24 protein-coding genes and 1 riboswitch are annotated in these 24,639 nt (G+C 71.8%); of the genes, 10 read left to right on the forward strand and 14 right to left on the reverse strand.

The window, feature by feature from the left end; genetic code table 11:
- Positions 1 to 328: 328 nt before the first annotated feature.
- The 3 genes from ABZ272_RS19055 to ABZ272_RS19065 form a co-directional block, all read right to left on the reverse strand.
- Entirely contained in the window at positions 329 to 1,129 is an 801-nt protein-coding gene (locus ABZ272_RS19055; RefSeq protein ID WP_355051270.1) for an energy-coupling factor transporter transmembrane component T, read from the reverse strand.
- Between the two features lie 91 nt (positions 1,130 to 1,220).
- A complete protein-coding gene (locus tag ABZ272_RS19060; protein ID WP_355051271.1) occupies positions 1,221 to 2,636 on the reverse strand; it encodes an ABC transporter ATP-binding protein in 1,416 nt (471 codons plus the stop codon).
- A 99-nt stretch (positions 2,637 to 2,735) separates the two neighbouring features.
- Positions 2,736 to 3,323 carry an ECF transporter S component gene (locus tag ABZ272_RS19065; RefSeq protein WP_355051272.1) on the reverse strand — a complete coding sequence of 196 codons (588 nt, stop codon included), beginning with the start codon at positions 3,321 to 3,323 and terminating at the stop codon, positions 2,736 to 2,738.
- Positions 3,324 to 3,400: 77 nt separating this feature from the next.
- Positions 3,401 to 3,505, reverse strand: a riboswitch (TPP riboswitch).
- Positions 3,506 to 3,613: 108 nt separating this feature from the next.
- On the opposite strand from ABZ272_RS19065, the gene ABZ272_RS19070 reads away from it, so the two are divergent.
- The 5 genes from ABZ272_RS19070 (at position 3,614) to ABZ272_RS19090 (ending at position 8,763) form a co-directional block, all read left to right on the forward strand.
- Entirely contained in the window at positions 3,614 to 4,444 is an 831-nt protein-coding gene (locus tag ABZ272_RS19070; RefSeq protein WP_355051273.1) for an alpha/beta fold hydrolase, read from the forward strand.
- A 23-nt stretch (positions 4,445 to 4,467) separates the two neighbouring features.
- Complete coding sequence (locus tag ABZ272_RS19075; RefSeq protein ID WP_355051274.1) at positions 4,468 to 5,274, forward strand: AAC(3) family N-acetyltransferase; 807 nt, start codon at positions 4,468 to 4,470, stop codon at positions 5,272 to 5,274.
- Positions 5,271 to 6,020, forward strand: coding sequence for an SIS domain-containing protein (locus ABZ272_RS19080; protein ID WP_355051275.1), 750 nt, complete (start codon positions 5,271 to 5,273; stop codon positions 6,018 to 6,020). Before ABZ272_RS19075 ends, ABZ272_RS19080 begins: the two co-directional genes overlap by 4 nt.
- Positions 6,021 to 6,139: 119 nt before the next feature.
- Entirely contained in the window at positions 6,140 to 6,643 is a 504-nt protein-coding gene (locus ABZ272_RS19085) for a DUF6328 family protein (protein WP_355051276.1), read from the forward strand.
- 197 nt (positions 6,644 to 6,840) lie between these two features.
- Positions 6,841 to 8,763 (forward strand): acyl-CoA dehydrogenase family protein, encoded by a 1,923-nt coding sequence (locus ABZ272_RS19090; protein WP_355051492.1) that lies wholly within the window; start codon positions 6,841 to 6,843, stop codon positions 8,761 to 8,763.
- 223 nt (positions 8,764 to 8,986) lie between these two features.
- On the opposite strand, the gene ABZ272_RS19095 is transcribed toward ABZ272_RS19090, so the two are convergent.
- The 9 genes from ABZ272_RS19095 to ABZ272_RS19135 form a co-directional block, all read right to left on the reverse strand.
- Entirely contained in the window at positions 8,987 to 9,154 is a 168-nt protein-coding gene (locus tag ABZ272_RS19095; RefSeq protein ID WP_355051277.1) for a hypothetical protein, read from the reverse strand.
- Between the two features lie 614 nt (positions 9,155 to 9,768).
- Positions 9,769 to 10,377 (reverse strand): hypothetical protein, encoded by a 609-nt coding sequence (locus ABZ272_RS19100; RefSeq protein ID WP_355051278.1) that lies wholly within the window; start codon positions 10,375 to 10,377, stop codon positions 9,769 to 9,771.
- 82 nt (positions 10,378 to 10,459) lie between these two features.
- On the reverse strand, positions 10,460 to 10,903 hold the full coding sequence (locus tag ABZ272_RS19105; protein ID WP_355051279.1) for a GNAT family N-acetyltransferase: 444 nt from the start codon (positions 10,901 to 10,903) through the stop codon (positions 10,460 to 10,462).
- Positions 10,900 to 11,298, reverse strand: a complete 399-nt coding sequence (locus ABZ272_RS19110) for a Fur family transcriptional regulator (protein WP_355051280.1) — start codon at positions 11,296 to 11,298, stop codon at positions 10,900 to 10,902. The genes ABZ272_RS19105 and ABZ272_RS19110 overlap by 4 nt, the downstream gene beginning before the upstream one ends.
- Complete coding sequence (locus tag ABZ272_RS19115) at positions 11,295 to 11,594, reverse strand: metalloregulator ArsR/SmtB family transcription factor (RefSeq protein ID WP_282257156.1); 300 nt, start codon at positions 11,592 to 11,594, stop codon at positions 11,295 to 11,297. Before ABZ272_RS19115 ends, ABZ272_RS19110 begins: the two co-directional genes overlap by 4 nt.
- Before the next feature lie 48 nt (positions 11,595 to 11,642).
- Positions 11,643 to 12,509, reverse strand: coding sequence for a metal ABC transporter permease (locus ABZ272_RS19120; protein WP_355051281.1), 867 nt, complete (start codon positions 12,507 to 12,509; stop codon positions 11,643 to 11,645).
- A 2-nt stretch (positions 12,510 to 12,511) separates the two neighbouring features.
- Entirely contained in the window at positions 12,512 to 13,273 is a 762-nt protein-coding gene (locus ABZ272_RS19125; RefSeq protein WP_355051282.1) for a metal ABC transporter ATP-binding protein, read from the reverse strand.
- Positions 13,270 to 14,220, reverse strand: a complete 951-nt coding sequence (locus ABZ272_RS19130; RefSeq protein WP_355051283.1) for a metal ABC transporter substrate-binding protein — start codon at positions 14,218 to 14,220, stop codon at positions 13,270 to 13,272. Before ABZ272_RS19130 ends, ABZ272_RS19125 begins: the two co-directional genes overlap by 4 nt.
- A gap of 54 nt (positions 14,221 to 14,274) precedes the next feature.
- The gene (locus tag ABZ272_RS19135) at positions 14,275 to 14,532 is read right to left on the reverse strand and encodes a hypothetical protein (RefSeq protein ID WP_355051284.1); all 258 of its coding nucleotides are present in this window, start codon (positions 14,530 to 14,532) and stop codon (positions 14,275 to 14,277) included.
- Between the two features lie 29 nt (positions 14,533 to 14,561).
- Between ABZ272_RS19135 and ABZ272_RS19140 the strand changes: the two genes are divergently transcribed.
- The 4 genes from ABZ272_RS19140 to dusB all read left to right on the forward strand — a co-directional run bounded on the left by ABZ272_RS19140 (position 14,562) and on the right by dusB (position 18,137).
- On the forward strand, positions 14,562 to 14,903 hold the full coding sequence (locus ABZ272_RS19140) for an antibiotic biosynthesis monooxygenase (protein ID WP_007463893.1): 342 nt from the start codon (positions 14,562 to 14,564) through the stop codon (positions 14,901 to 14,903).
- 23 nt (positions 14,904 to 14,926) lie between these two features.
- Positions 14,927 to 15,406, forward strand: a complete 480-nt coding sequence (locus ABZ272_RS19145) for a hypothetical protein (RefSeq protein ID WP_355051285.1) — start codon at positions 14,927 to 14,929, stop codon at positions 15,404 to 15,406.
- Between the two features lie 114 nt (positions 15,407 to 15,520).
- Positions 15,521 to 16,900, forward strand: coding sequence for a glycine--tRNA ligase (locus tag ABZ272_RS19150; protein ID WP_234587283.1), 1,380 nt, complete (start codon positions 15,521 to 15,523; stop codon positions 16,898 to 16,900).
- Positions 16,901 to 16,964: 64 nt separating this feature from the next.
- Positions 16,965 to 18,137, forward strand: a complete 1,173-nt coding sequence (gene dusB, locus ABZ272_RS19155; protein ID WP_355051286.1) for a tRNA dihydrouridine synthase DusB — start codon at positions 16,965 to 16,967, stop codon at positions 18,135 to 18,137.
- A gap of 266 nt (positions 18,138 to 18,403) precedes the next feature.
- Here the strand turns inward: dusB and ABZ272_RS19160 are convergent, their stop codons facing one another.
- Together ABZ272_RS19160 and ABZ272_RS19165 are read right to left on the reverse strand one after the other, a co-directional pair.
- On the reverse strand, positions 18,404 to 19,063 hold the full coding sequence (locus tag ABZ272_RS19160) for a C39 family peptidase (protein WP_355051287.1): 660 nt from the start codon (positions 19,061 to 19,063) through the stop codon (positions 18,404 to 18,406).
- Positions 19,064 to 19,818: 755 nt separating this feature from the next.
- A complete protein-coding gene (locus ABZ272_RS19165; protein ID WP_355051288.1) occupies positions 19,819 to 21,534 on the reverse strand; it encodes a beta-N-acetylhexosaminidase in 1,716 nt (571 codons plus the stop codon).
- 259 nt (positions 21,535 to 21,793) lie between these two features.
- Between ABZ272_RS19165 and ppdK the strand changes: the two genes are divergently transcribed.
- Positions 21,794 to 24,502, forward strand: coding sequence for a pyruvate, phosphate dikinase (gene ppdK / locus ABZ272_RS19170; RefSeq protein ID WP_355051289.1), 2,709 nt, complete (start codon positions 21,794 to 21,796; stop codon positions 24,500 to 24,502).
- The last annotated feature ends 137 nt before the right edge of the window (positions 24,503 to 24,639 follow it).

Below are 24,639 nucleotides of genomic sequence, written 5' to 3' on the forward strand. Positions count from 1 at the left end.
AATAATGTTTTTTTTTGTTTTTTAGTGTTTACATGATTTGAGGATAGGGGACCGGACTCCACACGTCTGCTCTTCCGAACTGCCCCCGCCCCCCCGCCCCCCCCCCCCCACGATTCGGTGACGACAACTTCAGGGATGTAGTGGCCTCGCCACTGTGGGAGGCCACTACATCCCTGAAGTTGCGCGGATCTTGCCAGCGGCCCGGCGCGTGGAGGCGCAGCGCGCGGGAGCCCTGGCCCGCGACCGGTCTGGCCCGCGACAGGCCTGGCCCGCGGACCGGCCTGGCCCACGATCGGCCTGGCCCACGATCGCCTGGCGTGGGCCGGGGTCAGCCGAGTAGGGGGCGGAAGGTTCCGGCCAGGATGCTCGTCGTCAGGGCCGCGCCGGCCAGCGCCGCCGCGCCGACGACCAGCAGCGTGTCGGCGAGCCGGAAGCGTTGCCGGCGAGCCACGGTACGGGGTGTGCCGGCGTCGAACCCGCGCGCGTCCATCGCGACGGCCAGCCGGGTGCCTCGGCGGATCGCCCCGACCAGCAGTGCGAACGCCGTGGACGCGAAGAGTCGTAGCTTGGCCACCGGGTTGCGCCCCGCGTCGACGCCGCGGGCCCGGCGGGCCATGCTGATCATCTGCCACTCCTGCCCGAGCAGCGGCACGAGCCGGAACGCGGCCAGTGCCCCGATGGCGAACCGCGCCGGCGCCTTCGCGTTCTGGATCAACGCGTCCGCCAGGTCGGTCGGGTCGGTGGTGGCGAAGACGATCACCCCGGGCAGGGCCACCGCGAAGATCCGCAGCACCAGGCCGAGAGCGGTGAGCAGCACGCCGGTACTCACCAGCACCGGCCCGGCGTGCAGCAGGACGCGGCCGGACTGGTCGGCGGCGAAGAGCACCAGCGTGACCAGGATGCCGACGGCGCTGAGCAGCAGCGGCAGCGCCCGCCGGGCCAGTACCCGGTAGCGCAGGCCGAACAGCGGCAGCACGGCGAGTTCGACGGCGATGGCGACCGCGGGCGCCACCGGGTCGAGCGTGGCCAGCAGGGTGAACGAGAAGACCAGCGCGGCGGCGAGCTTCGCCACCGGGTTCCGGCGGGCCAGCGGCGCTCCGGGTCGGGCGACCGGCTCGATGCTGATCATGGGCGTGGCTCCCGTCCGGCGCTGCGGCGTCGGTAGCGGCGCGCCGCCGCGTTCACGATCGCTCCGAGGTGACGGTTGCGCGCCGCCGCGCTCACGACCGCTCCAGGGTGACGGTGCGGTCGGCGAGCGCGGCGACGAAGTCCGGGTCGTGGGTGACGCTGACGACGCCGTGCCCGGCGTCGCGCAGGTCGGCGAAGAGGTCGACCAGCTCGCCCCAGGTCCGCCGGTCCTGGCCGAAGGTGGGTTCGTCGCAGATCAGCAGGCGTGGCGCGGTGGCCAGGGCCGTCGCCACGCTGAGGCGTCGCGCCTCCCCACCGGAGAGGGTGTACGGGTTGGCCGCCGCGAGCCGGGTCAGTCGTAACCGCTCGAGTAGTCCGGCCACCGTCTCCTTGACCGCTGCCTCGGGTTGACCCGTCCGGCGTGGGCCGAGCGCCAGCTCGTCGAAGACGGTGCCGGTGACGAACTGGTGCTCCGGGTCCTGGAAGACCGACCCGATCCGCCGCGCCAGCGTGGGCGCGCGCCAGCGGTGCGGGGGAGTGCGATGGTGGGCACCGGCCAGCTCGGCCGAGGCGGTGACCCGGCCGGTGCCCGGTTTGAGCAGCCCGCCGAGCAGCAGCGCCAGGGTCGACTTGCCGGCACCGTTCGGTCCTCGTACGGCGAGGGCCTCTCCGGCGCGTACCGTCAGATCGGTGGGCCCCAGCCGCGACGGCAGGCCGAGCCGGTCGGCGGTGAGCAACACGTCGCCGGCGGCGGCGGTGGCCCGGCGCGGCGCGATGGGGTGACCGGGCACCCAGACGCCCTCGGCGGCGAGGGCGTCGCCGTGCGTGGCGAAGACCGCGTCGGGTGGCCCGTCCGCGCGGATGCCGCCGCCGGGCTCCAGGACGACCACCCGGTCGACCAGCGGCAACGCCTCGGCCACCCGGTGTTCGACGAGGATCAGGGTGGTGTCGGCGTCCAGCGCGCCCGCCACGGCGCCCCGGACCAGGGCGGCGCCGTCCGGGTCGAGGTTGGCGGTCGGCTCGTCGAGCAGCAGCAGGCCGGGCCGCAGCGCCAGCGCGCCGGCCAGGGCGAGGCGCTGCTGCTCGCCGCCGGAGAGGGCGGCCGTGTTGCGGTCGCGGGGGTACGGGAAGCCGACGCGCCGCAGCGCCTCGTCGACGCGCGGCCAGATCTCGTCCGTGGGTACGCCCCGGTTCTCCAACCCGAACGCGACGTCGTCGCCGCTGCGTGCCATGACCAACTGGGTCTGCGGGTCCTGGAAGACGATGCCGACCCGTTCCCGGCCCTTGCGCGGGTCGAGCCCGTCGATCTCGACGGTGCCCTCCTGCTCACCGGAGTCCTCCGGCAGCAGCCCGGCGAGCGCGGCGAGCAGGGTGCTCTTGCCGGCCCCGGAGGGCCCGAGCAGCAGCACCCGCTCCCCGTCCGCCACCCGGAGATCAACCCCGCGCAGCGCCCAGGCCCGCCGCCCGGCGTGCCGCCACCCAAAACCCCGCAGCAGTACCCCCACCACCCCTCCTCCCGGGTCGTCCCCCTGTTGATCAAGAGGTTCGCGTCAGAATTCCGCCTCGCGGTGACGCCAACCTCTTGATCAACGAGGTAAGGGCAGGTTCTAGACCAGCGCGCGGGTTCGGCCTGATGGGAGGCGGTCCAAGGCGCCGGTGTTGGCCAGGGCGCGGGTGAGCGCCCAGCCGCCGACGCCCGCGATGATCGTGGCGCTGACGATGGTGAGCAGCGCGTACGGGATGCGGTAGTCGCCCAGCGCGTACTCGGCGTTCCAGACGAAGAAGTCGAACAGGGCCGCGCTGAGGCCGGTCAGCGCGCCGGCCAGCACGGCGGTCGGCAGGCGGTACGACCGGTACCGGAAGGCGGCGAACGCCAGCTCGGCCCCGATTCCCTGCACGATGCCCTGCGGGATGACCGTGCCGGCCCACTGGCTGCCCAGTAACGCGGAGATGACCGCGGCCACCGTCTCGCAGTAGAGCGCGGCGCCGGGCTTGCGGATGACCAGCCCGCCGACCACGGCCGGCATCAGCCACACGCCGTAGATCAGCGTCTGCGCCGGCGGGAAGAAGGCGAACGCCCCCTCGGTGGCGCTCCAGACCAGGCCCCAGGCCCAGAAGATGACGCCGAAGGCGACCGCGATCACCGAGGCGACCACGATGTCGATCGTGCGCCAACGGTTGGTGGTGTTGTCCATGCTGTGCTCCCAGTTCAGTGAAACGAACCAGGAGAAGACGCACGCCGCGCGTCCGGTGGCACCGGACCCACGGCGCGGCTGGAGGTCGACCGAACTCCCTGCGCTGGCATTACCCAGATCAGGTTCGAGGGTCTGCGGGCGTGCCCGCACTCTCAGCGCTGTGCGCTCCCCTGTCGGATGTGAAGTTGTCTCGCTGACGCTAGCACCGACCAGGGGTAACAGCCCAGCAGGGCGTCACCGTGGCCGGCGCATCCGGGTCGGCGCGACGACGGCTGGGTAGGCTGACGATCATGCAGGTCGACGCGCGGGGTCTGACATTCGAGGTACGCACCGGCGGCCCGTCCGACGGCGTCCCCGTCCTGCTGCTGCACGGGTTTCCGCAGCACAGCGGCGAGTGGGACGAGGTCGTGCCGCCGCTGCACGCCGCCGGCCTGCGCACCTACGCCCTCGACCAGCGGGGCTACTCGCCGGGCGCGCGCCCCGCCGAGGTGGCGGGGTACCGGATTCCCGAGCTGGTCGCCGACGCGGTCGCGGTGCTCGACGCGCTCGGTCTGGACGCCGTGCACCTCGTCGGCCACGACTGGGGCGCGGTCGTGGCCTGGGCGGTGGCCGCCGCGCACCCGCAGCGGGTCCGTACGTTGACGGCGGTGTCGGTGCCGCATCCGGCGGCCATGGCACACGCGCTCGCCACGGACGGCCAGCAGAAGGCCCGGTCGTCGTACATCGCGCTGTTCCGCAAGCCGGGCAAGGCCGAGAAGGTGCTGCTCGCGTGGCACGCGACGGCGCTGCGCAAGCTGCTGGGCGGGGTGGGCGACGCCACCCGGGTTAACCGCTACGCCGAGCCGATGCGCGAGCCGGGCGCGCTCACCGCCGCCCTGAACTGGTACCGGGCCATGTCCCGCGCCGACCTGGCCGCCGTCGGCCCGGTCGCCGTACCGACCACCTACGTGTGGAGCGATCGGGACGTCGCGATCGGCCGGACCGCCGCCGAGGCGTGCGCCGCCCACGTGACCGGCGACTATCGCTTCGTACCCCTGGCCGGGGTGAGCCACTGGATCCCGGACGCCGCGCCCGCCGCGCTGGCCGAGGCGGTCCTGGCGCGGGTCGCCGGGACGGCCTGAGCCGTGCCGGGCGGGGGAGAGCTGTGACCGTTCCCGTCGGCGGGCCGAGCACCCGCCGGTCGATCGCCGCGCAACTCCGCCTGCTGGGCGTACGCCCCGGATCGACGGTGCTGGTGCACGCCGGGATGCGCCCGCTGGGCTACGTCTGCGGCGGACCGCAGGCGCTGGTGCTCGCCCTGCGTGACGCGCTCGGCCCGGACGGCACGATCGTGGTGCCCACCCACACCCCCGACAACAGCGACCCCGCGCAGTGGCGGAACCCGCCGGTGCCGGTGGACTGGTGGCCGCTGATCCGCGCCGAGATGCCCGGCTTCGACCCGGCGGTCACGCCGAGCCGCCACATGGGCGTCCTCGCCGAGACGGTCCGCTGCTGGCCACGGGCACTCCGCAGCACCCACCCCCACGTGTCGTTCGCGGCGCTCGGCCCGACGGCCGGGCAGGTCGTCGCCGGGCACGCGCTGGCCGACATGCTCGGCGAGGCCTCACCGCTGGCCCGGCTCTACGACCTGGACGCCGACGTGCTGCTGCTCGGAGTCGACCACAGCGTCAACACCTCGCTGCACCTGGCCGAGTACCGCCGTCCCGCCCTCGTCCGCGAGCGACTGGGCGCGGCGGTGCGGACCGCCGACGGCGGCCGGGAATGGGTCTGGTGGCAGGACGTCCGGCTCGACGAGAGCGACTTCGGCGCGCTGGGCCGGGACCTCGACGCCACGACGGTGGTCCGCGTCGGCCCGGTGGGCGCCGGGACGGCGAGGTTGGTACGCCAGCGGGCGGCGGTCGACTTCGCGGTGCGGTGGTTCGCCCGCAACAGACGGACGGAGGACGTATGACGGTGAGCGCCGAGGACTACCTGAGGGTGGTGACCGAGACGATGTCCCGGGTGGCCGCCAGCCAGGCCGAGGCCGTGGGTCGGGCCGCCGACCTGATCGCCGACGCGGTACGCGCCGACGGGGTGGTGCACGCCTTTGGCACCGGGCACTCGGAGGCCCTCGCCATGGAGATCGCCGGCCGGGCCGGCGGGCTGGTACCCACCAACCGGATCGCCCTGCGGGACCTGGTGCTGCTCGGCGGCGAGCCGGCCGACGTGCTCGGGCCGCTACTGGAACGGGACCCGGCGGTGGCGCACCGGCTCTGGGCGTTGGCTCCCGTACGGCCCGCTGACATCTTCGTGCTCGCCTCGAACTCCGGGGTCAACGGCGCGATGGTCGAGTTCGCCACGCTGCTCAAGGAACGGGGTCACCAGCTGGTCGCGATCACCTCGGCACAGCACTCCGGCCGGATGACCTCCCGCCACCCGTCCGGGCGCAAGCTGGCCGACCTCGCCGACGTGGTGCTCGACAACGGCGCGCCGTACGGCGACGCGACGCTGCCGTTGCCCGACGGGGGCGCGGTCGGCGCGGTCTCCTCGATCACGGCCGCGCTGCTGGCCCAGCAGATCACCGTGGAGGTGGTGGCGCGGCTGCTCGCGGTGGGGGAGCGGCCCCCGGTCTACCTGTCGGCGAACATCCCGGACGGGGACGCGCACAACAACGCGCTGGAGGCCCGGTACGCCGGACGGATCCGTCGCGGTTCCTGACGTTGCCGCGCGATGAACGGCAGGTGTCGTGAGCCTGTTTCGCGCTCGGTCGGGTGGGGCATTGGCGTTGCTGCCGGCGGCCAGGACCGTCGGCAGTACCGTCGCACCGGAGGTAGCGCGTGTCCAAGGAGACCGAGAAGCAACGCTGGCAGCGTAACTTCGCCGACCTACTCCAGGAGTTGCGGGTCGCCCAGACCGGCGTGCAGATCCTCTTCGCCTTCCTGCTCACCCTGCCGTTCAGCAACGGCTTCACCCGGACCAGCGAGTTCCAGCGCGACGTCTACATCGTCGCCCTGCTCGCCGCGGCCGCCGCCACCGCGATGATCATTTCGCCGGTGGCGTTCCACCGGGCGCTGTTCCGCCAGGGGCGCAAGCCGGAACTGGTGCGGTTCGCGCACCGCATGGCGACCGGCGGCCTGGGCTTCATGTTGATCGCCATGGTCAGCGCGGTGCTGCTGATCACCGACTTCGTGCTGGACCGGCCGATCGCCTTCGTGCTGAGCGCGCTGGCCGGGCTCTGGTTCCTCGTCTTCTGGGTGATTCTGCCGTTCGCCCGGCGCAACTGGGGTGACGACGACATCGACGACGAGGACGACGACCCGGACACGCTCACCGTCGGCTGACCTCCGTCGATGTTCACGCCACGCTACCCCTGGGTAACAACCGGGGGTAGCGTGGCGTTAGTCGCACACGTCGAGCAGCCGCACCGAGCTTCGAGGGGGCAGCCGTGACCACGACACAGGACGGCCGACCGGCACCGGACGGCCCCGAATCCGGTCCTGCCCCCGAACCCGGTGCCTCGGCCGGCACCGCCGCACCGCTGCCCGCCGAAGCCGGACAGGTCTCCGAGAAGGAGGCCCGCAGGGTCGCCGAGGCCGCCCGCGAGTCCACCTGGGACCGTCCCAGCTTCGGCAAGGAACTGTTCCTCGGCCGGTTCCGGCTCGACCTCATCGACCCGTGGCCGCGGTCCGACCCGGACGACGTGGCCCGCGCCGAGGAGTTCCTCGGCCAGCTGCGCTCCTTCATCACCTCCGAGGTGGACGGCGCGGCAATCGAGCGGGACGCCTCCATCCCCGACTCCGTCTTCCACGGCCTCGCCGACCTCGGCGCGTTCGGCATGAAGATCGACCGGAAGTACGGCGGCCTCGGGCTGAGCAACCTGCACTACTGCCGGGCCCTGATGCTGGCCGGCTCGGCCAGCCCGGCGATCGGGGCGCTGCTCTCGGCCCACCAGTCGATCGGCGTGCCGCAACCGCTGAAGATGTTCGGCACCGCCGAGCAGAAGCAGCGCTTCCTGCCCCGACTCGCCGCCGGTGAGGTCTCCGCGTTCCTGCTCACCGAGCCGGACGTCGGCTCCGACCCGGCCCGGCTCGCCACCACCGCCGAACCGACCGACGACGGCACCGGCTACCGGCTCAACGGCGTGAAACTCTGGGCCACCAACGGCACCGTGGCCACCCTGCTGGTGGTGATGGCCCGGGTGCCCGCCGCCGACGGTCGACGCGGCGGCATCACCGCGTTCGTGGTGGACGGCGACAGTGCCGGCATCACCGTGGAACGGCGCAACGAGTTCGTCGGCCTGCGCGGCCTGGAGAACAGCCTGACCCGCTTCCACGACGTGTTCGTTCCCGCCGAGAACGTCATCGGCGGCGAGGGCAAGGGCCTCAAAATCGCCCTGACCACGCTGAACACCGGCCGGCTCTCGCTGCCGGCCATGTGCGTGGGCGCCGGCAAGTGGGCGCTGCACGTGGCCCGGGGATGGGCCGCCGACCGCGTTCAGTGGGGACGGCCGGTGGGCGAGCACGAGGCCGTCGCCCAGAAGCTCTCCTTCATCGCCGCGACCACGTACGGCATGGAGACCATGCTCGACCTGTGCTGCCTGCTCGCCGACGACGACCGCAACGACATCCGGATCGAGGCCGCGCTGGTCAAGCTCTACGCCAGCGAGATGGCCTGGAAGATCGCCGACGAGCTGGTCCAGATCCGGGGCGGGCGCGGCTACGAGACCGCCGACTCCCTGGCCGCCCGCGGCGAACGCCCGGCCAACGTCGAGCAGGTGCTCCGCGACCTGCGCATCAACCGGATCTTCGAGGGCTCCACCGAGATCATGCACCTGCTGATCGCCCGGGAGGCCGTCGACGCCCACCTGTCGGTGGCCGGCGACATCATCGACCCGGAGGCGGGGCTCGGCCGCAAGGCCCGCGCCAGCGCCCGGGCGGGAGCGTTCTACGCGCGGTGGCTGCCGACCCTCACGGTCGGCAAGGGCCAGAGCCCATCGGCGTACGCCGAGTTCGGTCCCCTCGCCGGCCACCTGCGCCAGGTGGAACGCTCCTCGCGCAAGCTGGCCCGTTCGACGTTCTACGCGATGTCGCGCTGGCAGGGAAAGATGGAGCGCAAGCAGGCGTTCCTCGGGCGCGTCGTGGACATCGGCGCGGAGCTGTTCGCCATGTCCGCCGTCTGCGTGCGAGCGACCGCCGAACGTGACACCCACCCGGAGAACGTCGAACTGGCCGACCTGTTCTGCCGGCAGGCCCGCGTTCGGGTGGACGCCCTGTTCGCCGCCCTCTGGAACAACACCGATTCGGTCGACACCGCCGCCGCCAAGCGGATCCTCGCGGGCCGCTACGCGAGCGTGGAGGAGGGCGTCGTCACCCCGTCCGCCGAACTGCCCTGGGTGGCCCGCTGGGAGCCCGGCCCGTCCACCGCCGAGGACGTCCGCCGCCGCATCCCCCCGAAGCCGTAGGCCTTCGCGACAGGTCCCCGACCCATCGGCGGGACGATCGCGGCGTTGGCGGGGACGATCGCGGCGTTGGCGGGGACGATCGCGGCCCGCAAGATCGTGCTCGATCCTGGATTCAGTGGCATCCCTGCGACCCCGAGGCCACTACTTCCTGGTTCGAGCACGATCTTGGTGCGGTGCGGTGCGGTGCGGTGCGGTGCGGTGCGGTGCGGTGCGGTGGGGCACGTCAGCGGGCGACCGCCCAGGCCAGCACCCCGGCCAAGATCAGACCGTTGAGCCCGGCCAGGGCGAGGTACGCCGCAGGTGGAATCTTCTTGCCCCGGCGGACGAAGGAGACCAGGACGGCGGCGTAGCCGAGCAGCAGGACGGCGATGACGATCAGGAAGTAGAACACCCGACGACCTTAACGGCCTGTACCCGCACCCCCGAGCCGCCGCCACACCCCCAAACCCCACGCCCCGTGTTCCCGCCCCGAGTGTTCGCGCCGATCTTGCACTTTCGGTTGTCAACTCAGGACGGTATGCCCCTTACGTCACCACAGAAAGTGCAAGATCGCGGGGTGGTCACCGCCCGACCTCGTCGATCATGGAGTTGTGGTGCCTGTTATAGGGATTGAGGGGTGCTTTGTCACCCACCAGAACTCCATGATCGACGAGCGGGGGCGCGGGCGAGGGTGGAGCGGGGCGGGGGAGAGGGGGCGCGAGGGTGCACCCGTGGGCGAGGGCTTGGCGCGGGTGGGCGAGGTGCGGGCTCGCGTGGGCGCGTGGGCGAGGGTGGGCGCGTCGGCGTGGGCGAGGGTGGGCGCGCGGGCGTAGGCGCATGGGGTAGGCGCATGGGTAGGCGCGGGGGCGTGGGGCGCGTGGGCGTGGGGCGCGTGGGCGTGGGGCGTGGGTGGGCGCGTGGCGCGGGCGTGGGGCGTGGGCGTGGGGCGTGGGTGGGCGCGAGGGCGTGGGTGGGGGAGGGCGTTGGTGGGCCGGGGTTGAGGGGCGTGGGGTGAGGGGTGGGGGGTTAGCGGGCTTTGTTGCGGAGGCCTAGTTGGCGTAGCTCCAGCGCGGCCAGGGCGTCGACGGTGTCGTCGTCGCCGCGTCGCCACGCCTCGGCGACGTCCGGGGCGATCCGCGTGAGCCGGCCCAGCGGCTGGGTGGCCAGCGCGCGGAGCGCGAGCAGGTCCCGTCCGGCCGGTACGGCGGCGAGCTTCGCGGCCGAGCCGGCGCGACGCATCCAGCGCAGCCGCAGCGGCAGCCAACCGAAGAGCACCAGACCGAGCGGGAAGATCAGCACCGCGACGGTAAGGGCGAGGGCGAGTTGGTCGACCAGGTGCTGCTGTTCCCGGCCGGCGTCGGCGAGCCCTCGGGCGGCGTCGGCGGCGCGCTGGAAGGGTGCGGTCAGTTCGTCACCGACCAGCGGTACCCGGCGTACCTTGCCGCCGGCGTCGGCGAGGTTGTCGGCGAGGCCACTGCCCGCGCCCTCCAGCTTCTGCCCGGGTACGGCGAGCTTCTGCACCAGGTCGTGCAGCCAGAGGGCGGCGCGGATCGCGACGTACACCCAGACGACGACGAGCAGGTCGGTGAGCAACTGACGGACGGCGGTCGGAAACCGATCGGCGTAGATCTTCACGTCGGACAGCGTGCCACGAACGACGACGGGCCGGCACCCGTCGATTCGGTGGCCGGACCGGAGGGCGGGAGCCAGCCGTCGATCAGGCGAGCCGCAGGTCCACGAACGCGATGGTGTCGCCCGGTAGGACGTACCGGTCGGTCTCGACGAAGCCGTGGTGGCGGGCGAACCGCAGGCCCCCGTCGTTGGACGCCAGGACGACGGTCTCGATCGTCTGCGCGCCCAGCTCACGGGCCCGGGCCAGCCCGCGCTGGTAGAGCTGCTCCCCGTAGCCGTGCCGGCGGCTCCCGGGCAGCACCCGGGCGATCACGGTCGCGGCGTCGGGCGCCGGGGGGCGTACGGTCGAGCAGCCCACGGCCACCCCGTCGGCGTACGCGACCTCGAGGATGTGGCGCTGGGCTCGAGCGGCGATCTCGTCGGCGGACAGGGGCGCCGTCGGGATGATCGAGTTGTGGATGTGCTGCCAGTCGCGCAGCGCCGTCTCGGTGCCCGCGGACTGGACGGGAGTGAACCGAAGGCCCGTCATCGGACGCAGGTCGGGCAGGTGCCGAAGATCTCCAGGGTGTGGCTGACATCTGCGTACCCGTGCTCGGCGGAGACCCGGTCCGCCCAGCTCTCCACCGCCGGGCCGGCGACCTCGACGGTACGCCCGCAGGCCCGGCAGACCAGGTGGTGGTGGTGCCCCTCGCTGCACCGGCGGTAGAGGTGCTCGCCGCCCGGCGGGCGCATCACGTCGATCTCGCCCGCGTCGGCCAGCCCCTGGAGGGTGCGGTAGACGGTGGTCAGGCCGACCCGCTCGCCGCGCTGCCGGAGCATCGCGTGCAGTTCCTGGGCGCTGTGGAAGCCGTCCATCTCGCCCAGCAGCGCGCTCACCGCCGAGCGCTGCCGGGTGTTGCGTACGGCGGCGCCGCTCTCGCTCATGATCCCTCCCCCGCGTGACTGACCGCGTCCGCCACGATATGCGCGACGTGCTCGTCGACCAGGCTGTAGGCGATCTCCCGACCTCGACGCGAGCCGCGCACCACGCCCGCGCCGCGCAGCACCCGCAGGTGCTGGGAGACCAGCGGTTGCGCGGCGCCCAGCTTCTCCACCAGCTCGTGCACGCACCGCTCGCCGTCGGCGAGCTCGCTGACGATGGCCAGCCGGATGGGCGCGGACAGGGCTCGGAGCAGTTCGCTGGCTCCGTCGAAACCCTCGTAGCCCGTTGCGCTGGTCATCTTGCAACGGTAACCAATACCACCGACATCCGCCGATCCGGCCAGGCCCTAGTCGAGGACGACCTCGTGCGGCTCCACGGCTGGTACGAGCGCCGGCGCGGTGCGGCGGTGCCGCCTACGCCAGATCGTCCCGGCGACGGCCATCACCAGGAAGGAGGCGATGGCCAGCAGCACCACCGAGGCCCCGGGCGGGGTGTCGGCGCTGGCGGCCACCCAGACACCCGAGCCGGCGGCGAGGAACCCGAGCGCCATGGCGGCGGTCATCGTGCTGCGGAAGCCCCGGGTGACCTGCTGGGCGGCGGCCACCGGAACCACCATCAGCGCGCTGATCAGCAACACGCCGACGGCCCGCATCGCGATGGTCACCGTGACCGCGGTGGTGACCGCGATCAGCAGGTTGAGCGTGCGCACCGGGAGGCCGGAGACGCGGGCGTACTCCTCGTCGTGGCTGATCGCGAAAAGCGCCGGCCGCAGGGCGATCATGGTGATCAGGATCGCCGCACCGAGCACTCCGACGGTGATCAGGTCGTCGGTCGAGGTGGAGAGCAGCGATCCGAACAGGTAGGCGTTGAGGTTGGCGCTCGTCGCGTCCGAGAGGCCGACCAGCAGGACGCCACCGGCGATGCCGCCGTAGAAGAGCAGGGCCAGGGCCAGATCGCCGGAGGTACGCCCGCGGGCGCGGACCAGCTCGATGGCGATCGCGCCGACGGTGGCGACGATGACCGCCACCAGCACCGGTGAGCGGTTCAGGAGCAGGCCTGCGCCGACACCCGTCAACGCCACGTGGCCGATGCCGTCGCCGATCAGCGTCAGTCGGCGCTGCACCAGGTAGATGCCGAGCGCCGGAGCGGCCAGGCCGATCACCAGCGCGCCGATCAGGGCACGCTGCATGTAGGGGTACTGAAAGAGTTCCATCGTCAGTTGCTCCACAGCCCGGCGGGCTCGTCGGGACCGTGCGGGTGCACGTGGTCGTGATCGGGCTCGGCGTGGTGGCCGGCCGGGTCCGGAACCGGGCCGTCGTGACAGATGCCGCCCTGGTGGACGACGACCGCCCGGCTGATCACCGGTCGCAGCGGGCCCAGCTCGTGGGCCACCAGCAGCACCGTCCCGCCGTCGGCGACGAAGTCGCGCAACGCGCCCGCGAACGCCTCCTGGCTGGCCGCGTCCACTCCGGCGGTGGGCTCGTCGAGGATCAGCAGTTCCGGCTTACCGGCCAGCGCGCGGGCGATGAGGGTGCGCTGCTGCTGTCCGCCGGAGAGGGTGGACACCGGATCGGTGGCCCGTTCGGCGAGCCCGACCGCCCGCAGCGCCGCGTCGACGGCGGCCCGGTCGGCGGCGCCGGGAGGGCGCAGGATGCCCCGGCGGGCCAGCCGGCCGGAGGCCACCACCTCACGGACGGTGGCGGGCACGCCCGACCCGGCGCCGAGGCGCTGTGGGACGTACCCGATGCGCTGCCACTGGCGGAACTGGCGCAACGGCCGGTCGAAGAGGGTGATCGAGCCGGAGCTGAGCGGCACCAGGCCGAGGATGGTGCGGATCAGCGTGGACTTGCCGGAGCCGTTGGCCCCGAGCACCGCGACCACCTCCCCGGCGGTCACGGTGAACGAGACGTCCCGGAGAACGGGGCGGCCTTCGTAGCCGACCGCGCCGTGCTCCACGGTGATGACAGGTGTGCTCACGAGCAGCTCAACGCCGTCCGCAGGGTCTGCAGGTTGGTACGCATCACCGAAAAGTAGTCGGCGTCGCTGCCCGCAGCGAGTCCTTCGATCGGATCGAGCACCGCGGTCTTCGCGCCGACCTGACCGGCGATGGTCTCGGCGACCTTCGGGCTGACCAGCGCCTCGAAGAAGATCGTGGTGGCGTGGTGTTCCTTCGCCTCCTCGATGACCTGGGCGAGCCGCTGGGGCGAGGGCTCGACGTCGGGGCTGAGCCCGGTGATGCCAACCTGGTCGAGGTGGTAGCGGTCGGCGAGGTAGCCGAACGCGGTGTGGCTGGTCACGATCTCGCGTCGCTGGCAGGTCGCCAGGCCCTTGGTGAACTCGCCGTCGAGGGTGGTCAGGTCGGCGCGCAGGGCCGCGGCGCGGGCGGTGTAGTCGGCGGCGTGCTTCTCATCGACCGTGCCGAGCTGTTGGGCGAGCTTGTCGCCGATGGTGGCGAGCCGGATCGGGTCGAGCCAGACGTGTGGGTCCTTGGCGTGCCCGTGCCCCTCCTCGCCCTCCTCGTCGCCCTCGTGGTTGTGGCCGCCGGAGCTCGCGTCCATCAGCGGCTGCACGCTGGCTACGTCGAACACGGGTGCGTCGTCGTCCTGCGCGATCGCCTCGTCCACCGCGGGCTGGAAGCCCTTGAGGTAGACGATCAGTTCGGCCTCGGTGATCTCACCGACCTGGCGTGGGCTCAGCTCCAGGTCGTGCGGCTCGGCGCCGGGCTTGGCCAGGTTGGTGACGCGGACGGCGTCGCCGCCGACGCGCTCGGCGACGAACTGGAGTGGGTAGAACGCGGCCACCACGTCGACCCGTTGGGGATCGGCGCCGGCCGGGCCGCCGGTGGAGCAGCCGGTGGCGGCGCCCAGGGCGATCAGGGCGGTCGCGGCGGCGGCCAGGACGCGGGACATGGTGCGGTTGCTCATGTCGCCAACTGTCCGTGGTAACGACAATGATTGTCAAAAACGCATGCTTGCATGTCAGAGCAGCTTCGCCAGGCCCACCGTCACCAGCAGAGTCAGCATCAGCAGCCGGAGCACCCTCGTCTGCGGCGCCTGAACCGGCCAGGTGGTCACCAACAGGGCGATCAGAGCGGCGGCGAGGGCCAGCGTCAACAGGCCGCCGACCACCCCCGGCGTGAAGAACGCCACCAGCACCACCACCAGGGTGAGCAGGAACACCGACGTCGGGTTCGCCCCGGCCAGCCGGGCCAGCAGAGGGCGCTGCGTACGCTGCATCCCACAGACTCTACGAGGAGGAACCCCCGGTGCTGGTGACCAACCGGTTCGTGGTCGACGTCGATGTCGCCGACGGCTTCACCGAACGGGCGCACGCCGCCCTGACCGCGCTGGCCGCCTGCCCCGGCTACCTGCGCGGCCAACTGGTCCGGGCCCTGGACGACCCCCGGTACTGGTCCCTGGTCACCGAGTGGGAGTCGGTCGGCACCTACCGGCGGGCACTGGGCGCGTTCGAGGTCAAGGTGAGCGCGGTGCCGTTGCTCGCCGAGTCGGTGGACGAGCCGTCCGCGTACGAGGCGCTGGCCAGCGCCGCGCCGGGCGGAGCCGTGGTGGTCGCCGAGAGTGATCGGGCGGCAGGTCCTTACCGCTGAGACTCGGGCACTACCCTGCTCCTATGACCGCACCCGCCCCGCCGCCCGGTCCCGGTGTGGCTCCTCCCTTCGCCGCGCCTCCCACCGAGGGGCGTCGTACCCGGCTCTGGATCGGCCTCGGCGTCGGCGCCCTCGCCGTGCTGCTCTGCTGCGGCGGAGGTGGCACGGCCATCGTGGGCCTGGCCGTGAGCGGCGTGCAGGCGGTACGCGAGCAGGGCCGCACGGTGACCGGCGACTACTACCAGGCGCTCGTCGAGCGCAACTACGGCCGGGCGTACGACCAGCTCTGCGACGACGCGCAGCGGCGCGAGTCCCGCCCCGAGTTCGAGCGGCGAGCGGCCGCCGAGCCGCAGGTCACCGCGTTCCGGGTGGGTGAGGTGGACACCACCAACCTCACCGTGCCGGTGGACGTGACGCTGGCCGGCGGCGACCGGGAACGTCAGCAGGTCAGCCTGGGTCAGGACGGTCAGACCGGTGGCATGGAGGTCTGCGGGGTGAGCTGACCCGCCCCCGGTATTCTGCTGGGCTCGGGGCGACGGTGGTCGTACCGTTGTTCCGAACCGACCGTTCCATCCACATCTCGCCCCCGCCGACCGCCAGCCGGCGTAGGAGGAAACATGCCAGCCGACCGTATCGACGCCGTCGTCAGCCTCGCGAAGCGCCGAGGCTTCGTCTTCCCCTCCAGCGAGATCTACGGAGGCACCCGGTCGGCGTGGGACTACGGTCCGCTCGGCGTGGAGCTGAAGGAGAACGTCCGCCGGCAGTGGTGGAAGACCATGGTCCAGCAGCGCGACGACGTCGTCGGCCTCGACTCCGCGGTGATCCTGGCCCGCAAGGTGTGGGAGGCGTCCGGCCACATCGCCGAGTTCGTCGACCCGCTCACCGAGTGCCAGTTCTGCCACAAGCGGTTCCGGGCGGACCACATCGAGGAGGCGTACGAGGCCAAGCACGGCCACGCGCCCACCTCGCTCGCTGAGGTCAACTGCCCCAACTGCGGCAACAAGGGCACCTTCACCGAGCCGAAGATGTTCAACGGCCTCATGAAGACGTACCTGGGCCCGGTGGAGAGCGACGAGGGCATGCACTACCTGCGCCCGGAGACCGCGCAGGGCATCTTCGTCAACTACAAGAACGTCGAGACGGTGGCCCGCAAGAAGCCGCCGTTCGGTATCGCGCAGACCGGCAAGTCGTTCCGTAACGAGATCACCCCGGGCAACTTCATCTTCCGGACCCGCGAGTTCGAGCAGATGGAAATGGAGTTCTTCGTCGAGCCGGGCACCGACGAGCAGTGGCACGAGTACTGGCTCCAGGAGCGCTGGAACTGGTACCTCGACCTTGGCCTCTCGGCGGACAATCTGCGCCTGTACGAGCACCCGGCCGAGAAGCTGTCGCACTACTCGAAGCGCACCGTCGACATCGAGTACCGGTTCCAGTTCGGCGGGACCGAGTTCGCCGAGCTGGAGGGTGTCGCCAACCGCACCGACTTCGACCTCTCCACGCACAGCAAGCACTCCGGCGTCGACCTGTCGTACTTCGACCAGACCAAGGGCGAGCGCTGGATGCCGTACGTCATCGAGCCGGCCGCCGGTCTGACCCGGGCGGTGCTCGCCTTCCTGCTCGAGGCGTACGACGAGGACGAGGCCCCGAACACCAAGGGCGGCGTGGACAAGCGCACGGTCATGCGGTTCGACCCGCGCCTGGCCCCGGTCAAGGTGGCGGTGCTGCCGCTGTCGCGTAACGAGGCGCTGTCACCCAAGGCGAAGGACCTCGCCGCGCTGCTGCGCAAGCGTTGGGTGGTGGAGTTCGACGACTCGCAGGCCATCGGCCGCCGCTACCGCCGGCAGGACGAGATCGGCACCCCGTTCTGCGTGACCGTCGACTTCGACACGCTTGACGACAACGCCGTGACGGTGCGGAACCGGGACACCATGGGCCAGGAGCGCGTCTCCCTCGACCAGGTCGAGCGTTACCTGATCGAGCGCCTCCCCGGCTGCTGAGACGGTGGGCACGGGGCCCCGGCCGACGCGGAAAGCGCCGGTCGGGGCCCCGTACACTTGTGCGGTGACCGCCTCGACCGTTCCCGCGCTGCGCCCGTTGGCCCTCGGGCCGTACCAGGTGTCGCCGCCGGTGGTGCTCGCGCCGATGGCCGGGATCACGAACGTCGGATTCCGCCGGCTCTGCCGCGAGCAGGGCGGCGGCATCTACGTCTGCGAGATGATCACGACCCGGGCGCTGGTCGAACGGAACCCGAAGACGCTGCGCATGATCGCCTTCGGCGACGACGAGAAGCCGCGCAGCCTCCAGCTCTACGGCACCGACCCGGAGATCACCGCCGCCGCCGTGCGGATCGTCGTCGAGCGCAACCTGGCCGACCACATCGACCTCAACTTCGGCTGCCCGGTCCCCAAGGTCACCCGGCGGGGCGGCGGCGCGGCGCTCCCGTGGCGACGCCGGCTCTTCGCCCGCCTGGTGCGGGCCGCGGTGGACGCCGCCGCACCCTCCGGCGTGCCGGTCACGGTCAAGATGCGCAAGGGCATCGACGACGACCATCTGACGTACGTCGAGGCGGGGCTCGCCGCGCAGGAGGCCGGCGTCGCCGCGGTGGCCCTGCACGGGCGTACGGCATCGCAGCGCTACTCGGGCACCGCCGACTGGGACGCGATCGCCACCTTGAAGCAGGCCCTCGACGTGCCGGTCCTCGGCAACGGCGACATCTGGGAGGCTGACGACGCGCTGCGGATGGTCGCCCACACCGGCGTCGACGGCGTGGTCGTGGGTCGCGGCTGCCTGGGCCGGCCGTGGCTCTTCGCCGATCTGGAGGCCGCCTTCAACGGTCGGCCGGAGCGGCGTCTGCCCACCCTCGGCGAGGTGGCGGTGACCATGCGCCGGCACGCCGAGCTGCTGGTCGACCAGTTCGTGGCGGGCGCCCGCAACCCGGCCCGGGGTGAGCGCGACGGCTGCACCGACTTCCGCAAGCATGTCGCCTGGTACCTCAAGGGCTTCCCGGTCGGCGGCGAGCTGCGCCGCTCGCTGGCGATGATCGAGAGCCTGGCCCAGCTCGACGACCTGCTCGGCAAGCTCGACCCGGCGGAGCCGTTCCCGGTGGCCGCCCTGGGTCAGCCGCGCGGGCGTACCAACTCGCCGGGCAAGGTCGCCCTGCCGGACGGCTGGCTGGCCAGCCGGGACGACGACACCGTCCCCGAGGGCGCCGAGATGGACGACTCCGGCGGCTAAGCGGCCAAGGGGCCGCCTCACCCGTCTCCGACCACGCCACCGCAGCCTGAACGCACAAATCTTGGACAGTTTCCGTTAGCCGCTAACGGAAACTGTCCAAGATTTGCTCATGTATTGGGCAGGTGGGCGAGGAACCGGGCCACTCGGCGCGGGGGCGGAGGGGCGCTTCGTGCCTGCCCGGCTGCCGGCTGACGGCATGCCGAAAGGGCCGGGCCCCGTGGTGGGGTCCGGCCCTCTCGGTTGTGTGCTGGTGGTGCAGGTTGCGATCAGCTGGTGGCGTAGCCGCGGGTGGCGATCCAGTCGGCGAGGTGCTCGACGGTGATGTCGTAGGCGGCGGTGTTCGGGTCGGCCGAGTCGGCGATTCGTACGATGTTGCCGTTGTCGCGGTAGCCCACGACGCTGATGTAGTGCCCGCCTTCGAACGAGTGGATACCACCGTCGGTGTCGGTGCTGGTGCCGGCGATGTTGGCGACCACGGCGCGGCCGTTGTCGACGGTCTTGACGATGTCGGCGCGCAGCTTGTCGGTCTGCGTGGCGTCGGCGTCGGGCTTGCTGATCTCGACGCTGTGGTAGGCGTCGGTCTTACCGGTCTCCTTGTTCAGCACCGGGGTGATGTCGTTGATGCTGTTGGTGCCGGCCTCGGTGGTGCCCATCTCCTTGGCCATGGCGTCCACGCTGATGTCCTTGCCCTGCACGCTCAGGGCGTTACGGGCGGCGGCGGGGCCGCAGTAGTAGAAGTTCGGCTGCGCTTCGTAGCGCACGCCCAGCTGACGCTCACCCGCAGGCTTGCGGTCGGCCTGCGTCGCAGTGGCGGGCTTGGCCTCGGACGCGGCGTAGGCGGTGGTGATGGGGCCGGCGATGGCGCCGCCGGTGAAGGCGAGGCCAGCAGCGGTCAGAGCGGTCTTACGAATCAGATCGGTACGCATGATGGCGTGCTCCTCTGCATCGGGGGATACCGCAACGACACACAAAACGGGGGGACGTGTGCCGAGCGGGAAAGTTCACGGCGGGACGTGGCCCGGCGACCCGGCGAGGGCCTGCACGGGGGTGTCCCGGAGGGTGGTGCAACGGTCCGGGGTGGCGAATCATTCCGCCGACGTTCTTCCCGGACCGGGGGACGACCGGTGGTGCTCGGCCGTGCGGGGTTGTAACCGTGGCCGCCGGCGGAGTGTTCGCGGCGGCTGTCACACGGGCCGGGCCGGGTGGTGCTGCTCGGCGGTACGGGGGATGTAACCGTGGCGGCCGAGCGGGTGTTCCCGGCGGCTGCCGCGCCACCGAAGCCCGAGGCTCGCGGCGCCATGCCAGGTATAACGACCCCGCCGGGTCCCCGATTCCGCCCCCAGGGTGCCGCCGACCACGGGACGGCAATGCCGAATCCACCCAAACCACCCACCGGAACGGACACCCGCCACCGCCGGGAGTGATCCACACGCGATCGGCGATACCGGGGTATCCGAGGCGCCCGGGACACCCCGACATGGCCGAACCCGAGTGGATCACCAACGCGCGGCCCCACGGCCACTCGATGATCGCGCTCGAACCAGGAAACAGGGCCCTCACCCAGCCGGCGAGGCCACTACATCCAGGATCGAGCACGATCATGCCCGCCGAGTCATGCGTGCACGGTGTCCGTCGGTGGGGCGGCTCGCCGCTGACCGCAACTCCGGGGTGTGCCGCGCCTTCAGTGGGTTGTCGTGTCGTCTTGGGGCGCGCGGTGTTGGCGGGGAATCGTGGGGGCCGCCGGCCAGGGGATCTCGGGGCTGCGGTGGAAGGTGATCCCGGCGGTGGACCAGCGCGGGCCGTGCCCGGCCAGGCGGTCCCGGAAGCCGGCCCAGTCGTGCGTCGCCCGGGGCGACCAACCCAGCTCGGCGATGGCGGGGAGCCGGGGGAGCAGTAGGAACTCGATGTCGGCCAGCGAGGTGACCGATTCGGTCCAGAGCGGGGCTTCCACACCGAGGACGGCCGTGCTGGGCACGCCGTCGACGTGCGTGCCCGGATCCCAGTCGTACGCGCGGCGTACGTCGATGAGGCCCGCCCAGTCGTGGCCGATCGGGGTGTCCTCGGCGTACTTCATGTCCAGGTAGGCGTGGTTACCGGGGGAGACGATCAGTCGTGCGCCCCGCCGGACGGCGTCGGCGGTGGTGGAATCGTCGGTGTCCGTACCCCACCACTGCAGGACCCGCCCGTCGACGTGTGCGGCCGGGGCGAGCTGGTGCCAGCCCAGCACGGTCTTGCCCGTGTCGGTGACGAGTCGCTGCGCCCTCTCCACGAAACCGGTGTAGACCTCGCCCTTGACCTTGAACGCCTCGTCGCCGCCGATGTGCAGCCACGGCCCCGGGGTGAGGGCGGCGACCTCGCCGAGGACGTCGGCGATGAAGTCGTACGTCTGCTCGTCGGCCGGGTCGACGTAGCTGAAGCCGACCTCGGTGCCGGTGTACGGCGCGGGCGCGAGCTTGTCCGGCGCCAGCTCCGGGTACGCGACGAGCGCCGCGTTGGTGTGGCCCGGAAGGTCGATCTCCGGGACGACGGTGACGTGCCGGGCGGACGCGTACGAGACGATCCGCCGGTAGTCGGCCTTGGTGTAGTGCCCGCCGGGGCCGCCGCCGACCTCGCTCGCCCCGCCGACGGTGGCGAGCCGCGGCCAGGAGTCGACGGCGATGCGCCAGCCCTGATCGTCGGTGAGGTGCAGGTGCAGGTGGTTGAGCTTGTAGCGGGCCAGGTGGTCGATCACCCGCAGTACGTCCTCGACGGCGAAGAAGTGTCGGGCCACGTCGAGCATCGCGCCCCGGTACGGGAAGCGGGGGCGGTCCAGGATCGTGCCGCCGGGCAACGCCCAGCGGGCAGCCACCGGAATCGGGCTCTCCACGGCAGCCGGGAGGAGTTGCCGGAGCGTCTGGACGCCGTAGAAGAGACCGGTGGCGGTCTCGGCGACGACGCGTACCCCGGTGGTGGTCACGTCGAGCCGGTAGCCCTCTGCCCCGAGGTCGGCGCTCTCGCCGGGGGTGATGGGAGGCGTCGGGGTCATGCCGGCCAGGGTGAGCGTCACCGTGCCGGCCGGCTCCGCCGCGAGGGTGTCGGCGACGGGCAGCGGGAGGCCGGTCGCCGGGCGCAGCAGCTGGGCCAGGTGGTCGGCCACCTCCCGGGCGCCCGGCGCAGCGGTGACCCGAATGGCCGTGTCCCCGTCGAGCACGAACGTCACCCTCGGGTCCGCTTCGATCCGTTCCGGTGCCGGCACGACGTCGTCGAGGCGGACCGGCGGAGCGAGCAGGTCGTCACCGGCCGCCCGAGCGGCGAGCGCCGCCAGGTCACCGACCCCCGGCTGGTGCGCGGGCAGCGCGGCCGGGTCGGCGCTGACGGTCGGATCGGGGGTGGGGGAGGAGAGCGAAGGGGAGGACACGACGACGGCTCCGGAAGGGGTTATTTCGCGTCGGATATGGCAAAAGCGAGCTTCGGCAGAACCAGTGTCGTCAACAATACGAGGACCGGAGATATTGCGTGATCGTGCGCGTGGAAGCGTTCCCAAAAACCGGTACGAACGCGGATAGTCGTGACGGCTGTGCCAATTGTCACCGACCAGCCCCAGGCCACCCGATCTTCGCTTAACCTTCGCCCTGAACCTTCGTTAAGTGTCAATCCGGCGCGCGTGGGAGGCTCTGGTGGCAGCGCAAGAGACCGACGATCACAAGTACGTCTACGACTTCTCCGAGGGCAACAAGGACCTGAAGGACCTGCTCGGGGGCAAGGGCGCCAACCTCGCCGAGATGACCAACCTCGGCCTGCCCGTGCCGCCCGGCTTCACCATCACCACCGAGGCGTGCCAGGCGTACCTCGCGACCGGCCGGGAGCCCGACGGCCTCGCCGGTCAGATCGAGGCGCACCTGCGGGCGCTGGAGCGTGAGATGGGCAAGCGCCTCGGCGACCCGGGAGACCCGCTGCTGGTGTCCGTCCGTTCCGGCGCGAAGTTCTCCATGCCCGGCATGATGGAGACCGTCCTCAACGTCGGCCTCAACGACCAGAGCGTGGTGGGACTCGCCGCGCAGGCAGGTCAGAACGACCGCTTCGCCTGGGACTCGTACCGCCGACTCATCCAGATGTTCGGCAAGACCGTCTGCGAGGTGCCGGGCGAGGAGTTCGAACACGCCCTCGACGAGGTCAAGCGCGCCAAGGGTACGCACAACGACCTGGACCTGGACGCGGACGACCTGCGCGGGCTGGTCGACGCGTACAAGAAGATCTTCGCCAAACACACCGGCCGGGAGTTCCCGCAGCAGCCGCGTGAACAGCTCGACCTGGCCATCCGGGCGGTGTTCGAGTCGTGGAACGCCGAGCGCGCGGTGCTCTATCGCCGCCAGGAGCGGATCCCGGCCGACCTCGGCACCGCGGTCAACGTGGTGACGATGGTCTTCGGCAACCTCGGCCCCGACTCCGGCACCGGCGTCGCCTTCACCCGCGACCCGGGCAGCGGCGCGCAGGGCATCTACGGCGACTACCTGGCCAACGCCCAGGGCGAGGACGTGGTGGCCGGCATCCGCAACACCGTGCCGTTGCAGGATTTGGAGCGACTGGACAAGTCCTCCTACGACGAGCTGCTCTCGATCATGGCCCGGTTGGAGGAGCACTACCGGGATCTGTGCGACATCGAGTTCACCATCGAGCGCGGCAAGCTGTGGATGTTGCAGACCCGGGTCGGTAAGCGGACGGCCGCCGCCGCGTTCGTCATCGCCGGGCAGCTCGTCGACGAGGGCCTGATCGACCTGAACGAGGCGCTGCACCGGGTCAACGGCGCGCAGCTCGCCCAGCTCATGTTCCCCCGCTTCCAGCTCGACCACGAGTTCGAGGCGGTCGCCACGGGCATCGGCGCCTCGCCCGGTGCGGCGTCCGGCACGGTGGTCTTCACCTCGGCCCGGGCCGTCGAGCTGGCCGCCGAGGGCAAGTCGGTGATCCTGGTCCGCCGGGAGACCAACCCGGACGACCTGAACGGCATGATCGCCGCCCAGGGCATTCTCACCTCGCGCGGCGGCAAGACCAGCCACGCCGCCGTGGTGGCCCGGGGGATGGGCAAGACCTGCGTCTCCGGCGCGGACGAGATCGACGTGAACGTGCCGGCGAAGCGGTTCACCGTGGCCGGACGGACCGTCGGCGAGGGCGACGTCATCTCCATCGACGGCACCACCGGCAAGGTGTACCTGGGCGAGGTGCCGGTCATGCCGTCCGAGGTGGTGCAGTACTTCGAGGGCAGCCTCGACCCCGAGCACATCGACAACCCGCTCGTCCGTGCCGTACACCGGATCATGACGCACGCCGACGGCAGGCGGCGGCTCGCGGTCCGCACGAACGCCGACACCGGCGCGGACGCGGCCCGTGCCCGGCGCTTCGGCGCCGAGGGCATCGGGCTGTGCCGCACCGAGCACATGTTCCTCGGCGACCGGCGCGAGCTGGTCGAGCGGTTGATCCTGGCCCGTGCCGAGGGTGAGCGCGACGAGGCGCTGGCCGCGCTGCTGCCGTTGCAGCGGGCCGACTTCGAGGAGATCTTCCGCGAGATGGACGGGCTGCCGGTCACCGTCCGGCTCATCGACCCGCCGCTGCACGAGTTCCTGCCGCCGCTGGAGCAGCTCGCGGTCAACGTGGCGGTCGCCCAGGAGCGCGGCGAGGACGTGGCCAAGGAGGAGGCGCTGCTCGCCGCCGTCCGGCGGATGCACGAGGAGAACCCGATGCTCGGGCTGCGGGGCGTACGCCTCGGCCTGGTCATCCCCGGCCTGTTCGCGATGCAGGTCCGGGCCATCGCCGAGGCCGCCGTCGCGGTCGTCCGCGCCGGCGGCAGGGCCTGCCCCGAGATCATGGTGCCGCTGGTCGGGGCCGTGCAGGAGTTGGAGACGGTACGCGCCGAGGCCGAAAAGATCATCGCCGAGGTGGTCGGGGACAGCGCCGTCGAGGTGCTGATCGGCACCATGATCGAGGTGCCCCGGGCGGCGCTGACCGCCGGGCAGATCGCCGAGGCCGCCGAGTTCTTCTCCTTCGGCACCAACGATCTGACCCAGATGGCCTGGGGCTTCTCCCGCGACGACGTCGAGGGCGCGTTCTTCTGGCGCTACCTGGAGCTGGGCATCTTCGGCATCTCGCCGTTCGAGTCGATCGACACCGACGGCGTCGGCCGGCTGGTGCGGATCGCCGCCGAGGAGGGCCGCGCCGCCCGCCCCGGGCTGAAGCTCGGCGTCTGCGGCGAGCACGGGGGCGACCCCGACTCGGTGCACTTCTTCCACGAGGTCGGCCTGGACTACGTCTCCTGCTCGCCCTTCCGGGTGCCGGTGGCACGCCTGGAGGCCGGCCGGGCGGCAGTGGAGACCGACGGTTCGGACAGTCGCTGACGCGTGACGCCGTGGCGGACCCGGGCGACCGGGCCGCCACGGCGTCCACCACCCGTCGCCGCGTCGGGGGCACGTCAAGGAGCCGTGACGGGCGTAACCTTGGCTCGCTCGCAACGGCCGATTGACTACGCCGTCGA

The sequence above is a fragment of the Micromonospora sp. NPDC005979 genome, assembly GCF_040614415.1.
Taxonomy (GTDB): domain Bacteria; phylum Actinomycetota; class Actinomycetes; order Mycobacteriales; family Micromonosporaceae; genus Micromonospora.

Bases quoted from the DNA above. Each gene is read 5' to 3' on its own strand.
- ABZ272_RS19120 (WP_355051281.1), bottom strand. From the start codon at position 12,509: ATGGAACTCTTTCAGTACCCCTACATGCAGCGTGCCCTGATCGGCGCG.
- ABZ272_RS19135 (WP_355051284.1), bottom strand. From the start codon at position 14,532: ATGCAGCGTACGCAGCGCCCTCTGCTGGCCCGGCTGGCCGGGGCGAAC.
- ABZ272_RS19130 (WP_355051283.1), bottom strand. From the start codon at position 14,220: ATGAGCAACCGCACCATGTCCCGCGTCCTGGCCGCCGCCGCGACCGCC.
- ABZ272_RS19145 (WP_355051285.1), top strand. From the start codon at position 14,927: ATGACCGCACCCGCCCCGCCGCCCGGTCCCGGTGTGGCTCCTCCCTTC.
- ABZ272_RS19110 (WP_355051280.1), bottom strand. From the start codon at position 11,298: ATGAGCGAGAGCGGCGCCGCCGTACGCAACACCCGGCAGCGCTCGGCG.
- ABZ272_RS19105 (WP_355051279.1), bottom strand. From the start codon at position 10,903: ATGACGGGCCTTCGGTTCACTCCCGTCCAGTCCGCGGGCACCGAGACG.
- ABZ272_RS19150 (WP_234587283.1), top strand. From the start codon at position 15,521: ATGCCAGCCGACCGTATCGACGCCGTCGTCAGCCTCGCGAAGCGCCGA.
- ABZ272_RS19055 (WP_355051270.1), bottom strand. From the start codon at position 1,129: ATGATCAGCATCGAGCCGGTCGCCCGACCCGGAGCGCCGCTGGCCCGC.
- ABZ272_RS19115 (WP_282257156.1), bottom strand. From the start codon at position 11,594: ATGACCAGCGCAACGGGCTACGAGGGTTTCGACGGAGCCAGCGAACTG.
- ABZ272_RS19065 (WP_355051272.1), bottom strand. From the start codon at position 3,323: ATGGACAACACCACCAACCGTTGGCGCACGATCGACATCGTGGTCGCC.
- ABZ272_RS19160 (WP_355051287.1), bottom strand. From the start codon at position 19,063: ATGCGTACCGATCTGATTCGTAAGACCGCTCTGACCGCTGCTGGCCTC.
- ABZ272_RS19080 (WP_355051275.1), top strand. From the start codon at position 5,271: ATGACGGTGAGCGCCGAGGACTACCTGAGGGTGGTGACCGAGACGATG.
- ABZ272_RS19070 (WP_355051273.1), top strand. From the start codon at position 3,614: ATGCAGGTCGACGCGCGGGGTCTGACATTCGAGGTACGCACCGGCGGC.